The organism is Bradyrhizobium sp. BRP22, from assembly GCF_020194175.1.
Lineage (GTDB): Bacteria > Pseudomonadota > Alphaproteobacteria > Rhizobiales > Xanthobacteraceae > Bradyrhizobium.
This window is the reverse complement of the sequence record NZ_JADYVX010000162.1, coordinates 1-255: the sequence shown is the minus strand read 5'-3', so window position 1 is coordinate 255 and position 255 is coordinate 1. Positions and strand designations below refer to the sequence as shown.

The 255-nt window shown below is 52.9% G+C and carries 1 protein-coding gene; it reads right to left on the bottom strand.

All coding sequences use genetic code 11. From position 1 onward, the window contains the following. The coding region (locus tag I6F35_RS39805) for a reverse transcriptase domain-containing protein (protein ID WP_249792917.1) at positions 1 to 255 on the bottom strand (255 nt) is incomplete at both ends.

Here is a 255-nt window from a genome sequence, read left to right as displayed (position 1 = left end):
AACCCCTTCGCCTTTTCCTTGGGTATCGTTGTGACGACGGACATGCGCCCGTGCGACCCTCGCTTGCGAATGATCCTGTGCCCCAGAAAGACGAAGCCGTCATTGACGTGGGTGACATGGGTTTTCTTCATATTCAGCGTCAATTTCAGCTTGCCTTCCAGAAAGGCGCGGCATTCTTCGCGGATTTCCTCTGCTTGAGCTTTGGTCCCTTTTACGATGACGACAAAGTCGTCAGCGTATCGGCAATAAGCAACC